At 42.9% G+C, this 6,759-nt stretch carries 5 protein-coding genes; all 5 read right to left on the bottom strand.

Features of this window, described 5'->3' with window-relative positions:
* Positions 1 to 422: 422 nt before the first annotated feature.
* On the bottom strand, positions 423 to 1,124 hold the full coding sequence (locus tag AB5213_RS15035) for a hypothetical protein (protein ID WP_173690802.1): 702 nt from the start codon (positions 1,122 to 1,124) through the stop codon (positions 423 to 425).
* Positions 1,125 to 1,197: 73 nt separating this feature from the next.
* Entirely contained in the window at positions 1,198 to 2,442 is a 1,245-nt protein-coding gene (locus AB5213_RS15030) for an aminopeptidase P N-terminal domain-containing protein (protein WP_195369052.1), read from the bottom strand.
* A 25-nt stretch (positions 2,443 to 2,467) separates the two neighbouring features.
* Positions 2,468 to 3,952, bottom strand: a complete 1,485-nt coding sequence (locus AB5213_RS15025) for a carboxypeptidase M32 (RefSeq protein WP_055158218.1) — start codon at positions 3,950 to 3,952, stop codon at positions 2,468 to 2,470.
* Positions 3,953 to 4,055: 103 nt separating this feature from the next.
* A complete protein-coding gene (locus AB5213_RS15020; RefSeq protein ID WP_215634610.1) occupies positions 4,056 to 4,892 on the bottom strand; it encodes a PRD domain-containing protein in 837 nt (278 codons plus the stop codon).
* A 241-nt stretch (positions 4,893 to 5,133) separates the two neighbouring features.
* Positions 5,134 to 6,756, bottom strand: a complete 1,623-nt coding sequence (gene ptsP, locus AB5213_RS15015) for a phosphoenolpyruvate--protein phosphotransferase (protein WP_368276881.1) — start codon at positions 6,754 to 6,756, stop codon at positions 5,134 to 5,136.
* Between the last annotated feature and the right edge of the window lie 3 nt (positions 6,757 to 6,759).

Genomic DNA, 6,759 nt, shown 5'->3' with positions numbered 1-6,759 from the left:
TTGCTGTTGTGAAGCAATCCCTCACGCGACAGCTTATTTAGAATAGCATATTCATCAAGGCTTGTCAACAGCTTTTTGATTTCTTTTTGCAATTTACTTTTTTCAAAGTTTTCGTCTGAATATTCCCATACTCATGCTCGAATTTTTATGCAAAACTTTTTATTTTTCATCCGCTCTGCCTCTGCATGCCACTCCTTAGTCTCTGTCTCGACCAGCGAACGAATGTTATCTTACCACGGCTTTCCGGAATTGTCAATGTTGTTTTTATATTTTGCGCAATTCAGAATATTCTGACATCAATTCAACATGCTTTTGCGAATGGCGCGGCTGAACATCCCCTTCCATTTGCCTTTCCATTTCCTTTTTCATTTCACATTTACAAAAAGCAGCCGTACCAACACTCTGATACAACTGCTTGTATTTTAAAACATTGATTTCATTTTAATTATCAGATATATGGTTGCAAAAACTGCAAACAGATACACACACCCAATAATTGCAGAACTCTTTTTCCCTCTTCCCCATTTTTCCGTTGCAAGATACATTGCATCCAACACATCAAACAGAAAGAAAAACTGGAATACCGTATGTACAACTGCTTCGGCAAACCCTATTTTCCCACTTTTATAGGTCATACGGATCACCTGGATCCCATAAAAGCTTCCCGGTAAAATAGCAAGCCATGTTGCACCAACCGAAAAAACGACTGCTACAATCAGCCACGGCAGCAATACCGGAGCAAAGATTATCGCGGCTCCCCGGCTTCCTACCAGCACTGCCATACTTATGAAAAAATAATAAATGAACAGAACCAGAAAATTTACACAGAAAAAGACAACCAGCCCATATTTATGGATCAGCATGCGGTTCACGCATTCAATCGGATTTCCCGTTTTGTATATCTTAAATGACTGTCCAATATTTATGATTCCCACAACTGCCACAAGTCCCCAATAAAAAAACAGTGGAAGAAACACAATCATCAACGTTAATCCGATATGCCCCTCCTGTATTTTATCCAGCAGTCCCGTAACAAGAATAAGATATACATATGCAAGTGGTACACATAAAGTTAATAGTATTACATAAAGAAATGTACTTTTCCGTGATTTTCTATTTTCCATATCCTGGCTCTCCATATTTCAGGAAAAGGGAACCGTAATTTTCTATACAGCTCCCCCTTTCCCTGTTTTCTATTTATCTGCGTCCCATAAATGCTTCAATCTCATCGATCTGTCTCGGAATTGCTCTTGACAGATTTTCACATCCGTCTTCTGTGATCAGGCAATTATCTTCCAGACGGAATCCAATGCCCCATTCTTCATGGTAAACACCGATATCTACACAGAATACAACACCCGGTACAGCAAGTCCGCTTCCTTCTACCACGTCATGTACATCAAATCCAACATGATGTGCTCCACCGTGCCACATGTAAGTCCCAATATCTTCAAAATTTTTGCATACTCCTGCTTCTTTTAACTGTTCAAATGTATATTTACGGATGATCTTATCCACATCCAGAAGCGGTACACCCGGTTTCAGTGTACTAAACATATATTCTGAAGTATTGTAAATGCACTCATAAAGCAATTTCTGACGGTCATTAAATCTTCCATTGCACGGAAATGCCCTGGATACATCGTTGATCTCATAATCCCATACAGCACCAACGTCATTCAGGATCATATCTCCATCCTGGGCCTGTCCGCGATAATCATAGTAATGAATTTTAAAGTTGTTCTTTCCTGATGAAATGATAGACGGAAATCCTGGTGAAAGCACTCCCCTCTGAGCCAGTGCATAATCAAATTCTGCTTTATACTGGTATTCGTACATTCCCGGTTTAGATGTTTTCATCATTGCTTCGATTCCGGCCTTTGTGATCGTTTCCGCTTTCTTCATTGCCTCAATCTCACATGGCTTCTTGATCAGGCGAAGCTGTTTCATGATCGGATGAAGGTTGCCAAGTCCAACAAACGGAGCATGTTCTTTCAGATACTTGCCAAGGCGGTATGCTTCTACTGCCGGCGTATTTTCATAAACCTTGTCAAAATCAAGATAAACTTTCTTAACATTGCCAGAAAATAATTGTCTGGAAAGATCATTCCGGAATGCTGCCACATATTTGTAATTCGTAATTCCGGAAAGTTCTTCTGCTTCCTCTTCTTTTATACGTCTTCCGGTCCAGCGTTCTGCAAATGCATCCGGTGGAAGAAGATACAGAGTTTCTTCAATTGTTCCCTCTCCGACATAAGCCATCAGTACAATATTTTCCTGCTCAATTCCTGTCAGATACAAAAAGTTACGATTTGTAAAAAAAGGATAATTCTCATCATTGGTCTTGATCGGTGCATGTCCGCTGAATACAACCACCAAAGATCCCGCTTCAAGTTTCTGATACAGGCTCTTACGATTTCCTGCGTAAAATTCTTTATTCATTGGTCAATCCTCCTGCCCTCTGCGCTTAGTGTAAATATTTTTCTTTCAGATATTCAATATAATAACCGGTATTCAGCTCTTCTCCTGTTGCTTTTTTGAGCATCTCGCGCGCAGAATAGGTCTGTCCGTACTGGTGAATATGTTCTTTTAACCAGTTTCCAATTACAGATGAATCTCCTTTTCCCAGCTTTTCAAATGCATCCGGGCAATCAGCAAGAAGCTTATGAGCAAACTGTGCTGCGTAAGCATCTCCAAGTGCATATCCCTGAAAATATCCTACACATCCTGAAGCCCAGTGCACATCCTGCAGGATTCCTTCCTGATGATTCTTTGGAGTAAATCCCAGATATTCCTGATATTTTCTGTTCCATGCTTCTTCAATTGTATCCACTGTCAGTTTTCCATCGAAATATTCTTTTTCAATTTCGTAACGGATGATGATATGCAGGGTATTGGTAAGCTCATCCGCTTTCAGACGGATCAGTCCCGGTTTTACTTTATTGAGTGCCGCAAGGAATGTATCCAGAGAAATCTCTTTGTATTTTGGCACTTCCTTCTGCAGATATGGGTACAAGTTCTCCCAGAATTCTCTGGTTCTTCCTACATGATTCTCGTAGAATCTGGACTGGGATTCATGCATTGCACCTTCAATTCCGCCCCAGAGTCCGCTTTCTGCAACCTCATCGTTCGCATTATAATTATAGAGTCCGTGTCCAGTCTCATGAACCACTGCCAGAATCGCATGGATCAGCTCATCACAGTTTGTGGATGGTCTGGAATCACGAGGTCCGGTGCAGACACATACCGGATGATGGATCTCAAATAAAGTACTCTTATCTTTATCAAGTCCCAAGATCTCCTGCGCTTTCTTCACAATACGAAGTACTGTATCATGATCTGCTTCACATTCCAGAATGGAATCATCAATCTTACTCTGTTCTTCTCTTACCGCATTTAAAATTTCGCAGACAGCATCTTTGATTTTTGCCAAAATTGCATCAATCTCTTCCAGACGATAATCCTTATCAAACCGGTTCACCAGAACCTGATATGGTTTTTCATCCGGATTGATCGCTGTTGCTATCTTCTCCTGTAAATCAAACTGTTTTTTCAGTACCGGCTTAAAGCTTTCAAAATCATCTGCCTCATAGCATTTTCCCCATGCCAGCTGTCCATCTGCATTTGCCTGATTCAATTCTCCCTGCAGGCTTGCCGGAATCTGTACTGCTTCTTTATACTTTCCGATCAGATAACGTACCATACCTTTGTCTGTATCTGAATCAAAAGCTGTCTCTCCTTCCAGTGACTCTACCAGTTCTTTTGTCTCTTTGCTCGTCAGTTTCTCATTAGAAAGCTCTGTCAGATATGCTCCGACTTTCCCTTCATAATCAAATCCGTCCTTCGGGCAGTTATTCCATCTGTCATAGTAAATGATATTATCCATACACTCCAGATAACGGAGTTTCACAACAATATCCTTCACCTTTTCCATCTGTTCTTTTGTAGCCATTACCGTACCAACCTTTCTCCTTAGACTAATGTTCAAACTTTGGTCCGATTATACCATTTGTTTCTCCGTAGTGTCAATCTTTTGGCAAAAGCCGGTTCCTCTGTTATGCCTTTATTTCTTCACTGTAGATTCGTTCGATATGCATTGCCAGATACCCGATTTCCATCTCATCAAGTTCTTTTCCAATACTCTTTCCGAGCATATCGCAGACTTTTTTTGCAGTCATATACGCTTCCGGAAATTTGGATTCTATATATTCATTCATATTGATACGAAGATCCTCCCCCGTCATAGCACGTGCTACCATATATTTGATATGGTTCATCAGACGATTATAGGAAAGCGAGATCACATCGATCTTTTTTCCTGTTTCTTTTTCGATCATCTCAATACATTCTCTCACTGCACGGGCCGTCTGCATTGCCACAGACACTTTTTCATCCTCGATTGCTGAATGAATGTGAAGTGCCACGTATCCGATTTCATGCTCATCGATCGTGATCTGCATTCTCTTCTGCAAAATATCTCTGAGCACGGATGCTGCTTGAAATTCATTATGAAAAAGTACTCTGATATCATCTGTCAGTGGATTGCTGATCTGCTCCTGATTCCGGATTCGCGAAACAGCAAAGGAGATATGATCTGCCAGCGGGATCATGATCCGGCGGTCTACTTTCCCAAAAACTTTTTCCGCTTCCCGGATCACCTCATCTGCAATTTCCAGAAATTCCGGATCCATCTCCTGCACCAGAGATTTGGCAGATCCTCTGTCTGTCTGTTCGGTCAGGCGGTAAGTTGCTGTATCTTCTGTCACTTCAAAACACTGACTGACCTTCTTTCCAAAGCCAATTCCTTTACCGAGAAGAACGTATTCCTGGTTATCCTCTGTATTGATTGCGATCACGCCATTATTATTCAAAATTTTGCTTACTCTGTACATATCTGATTCTCCCGAAGACGAGTTTTAAGTTCTGATTTTATCCTAGCAGAGAATGAGGGGAAAGTCAAAAAAAGGTTGAGAAAAAGGGAACGCAAATTTGGCTGTTTTCTGACGGGTGTGAAATAGCTTCCGCAAAAAACAAATAAAAGCAGAACGGGGCTGTTGCACGATGAATCGTGCTTAGCCCCGTAAGTTTGTTTGATGTTTTTGATGTGATTATCACAAAATCTGTGAATAGATTTTATTTGGTTTCCCGGATCTTCTTTCTGAGCGGAAGTACCATTGCAGGGGATACAGATAATTCGTCTAATCCCATGCTTAAGAATTCTTCGGTCAGTTCGAGGTCAGCTCCGAGTTCGCCGCAGATTCCGATCCATTTGCCTTCTGCGTGGGCATTTTCGGCTGCCATGCGGATCATTGCAAGGACTGCCGGGTGGTGCGGATCGTAGAAGGCATCCAGCTTCTGGTTCTGACGGTCGATTGCAAGCGTGTACTGGGTCAGATCATTGGTCCCTACACTGAAGAAATCCACTTCTTTTGCAAGCTCACGGCTCATCATAACGGCAGCCGGTGTCTCAATCATGATTCCCAGTTCCACATCCTCACGGAACGGGATCTGTGCCTCACGAAGCTCTTCTTTGACCTCCTCGATGATCACCTTGATCTGCTTCACTTCTTTTACCGAAATGATCATCGGGAACATAATGGCGATCTGTCCATAAGCAGATGCCCGGTACAGGGCACGAAGCTGGGTCTTGAAGATCTCCGGTCTTGTCAGGCAGATACGGATTGCCCGGTATCCCAGTGCCGGGTTCTCTTCTTTGTCAAGTCCAAAGTAATCCACCTGCTTGTCTGCCCCGATATCCAGGGTACGGATAATGACCTTTTTGCCTGCCATATTTTCTGCAACCTGTTTGTATACCTGGAACTGCTGTTCTTCGGTCGGGAAATCTTCGCTTTCCAGATACAGGAACTCACTTCGGAAAAGTCCGATCCCTCCTGCATCATTTTTAAGTACGGCGCCCACATCGGAAAGATTACCGATATTCGCATAGACATTGATCTTCTGTCCGGAAAGGGTGACATTCTCTTTGCCCTTCAGTTCTTCCAGAAGCGTTTTCTGTCTGCGGTCTTCTTCGCGCTTTTCGGTCATAGCCTTCATGGTCTCTTCATCCGGATCAATGTAGATGGTCCCGGTAAAGCCGTCGATGGCTGCCATATGTCCGTCATATTCTTTTGCAAGCCCTTCTCCCAGACCAATAACGGCCGGGATGTTCATGGTCCTTGCAAGGATTGCCGTATGGGAATTTGCTGATCCGTACATGGTTGCAAATGCAAGCACTTTGGACTTGTCGAGCTGAACAGTCTCACTCGGTACCAGATCATCTGCTGCCACGATCACCGGTTCATCTGCCACAACACCGCTTTCCCCGGCATCCGAAAGGATACCGAGAAGTCGGTCCGATACATCTTTTACATCGGCCGCACGTCCCTGCATGTAAGCATCATCCATAGATGCAAACATCCGGGAGAAGTTATCTCCTGTCGTCGCAACAGCATACTCTGCGTTGACTTCCTGGGTGGCAATAATATTCTTAATCGAATCCACATAATCCAGATCCATCAGCATCATCTGATGTACTTCAAAAATTGCCGCATTGGCTTCTCCTACATCTTCCATTGCCTTGTCATACAACTCACCGAGCTGTGCGATCGCAGTCTCCTGGGCATCCTCAAAACGTGCCGCCTCTGCTTCGGTATCCTCTACATGATACCGTCTTACCTGCTTTTCCTGTCTTTTATAGAAAGCAATCTTCCCGATGGCTACGCCACCAAAAACACTTTTACCACTTAGTGTAATCATAAT

The organism is Coprococcus sp. RTP21204st1_G4_RTP21204_210225, from assembly GCF_040915385.1.
GTDB lineage: Bacteria > Bacillota > Clostridia > Lachnospirales > Lachnospiraceae > Allocoprococcus > Allocoprococcus comes.
The sequence above is the reverse complement of the archived record's forward strand: the minus strand, read 5'-3'. Positions and strand labels throughout refer to the sequence as shown.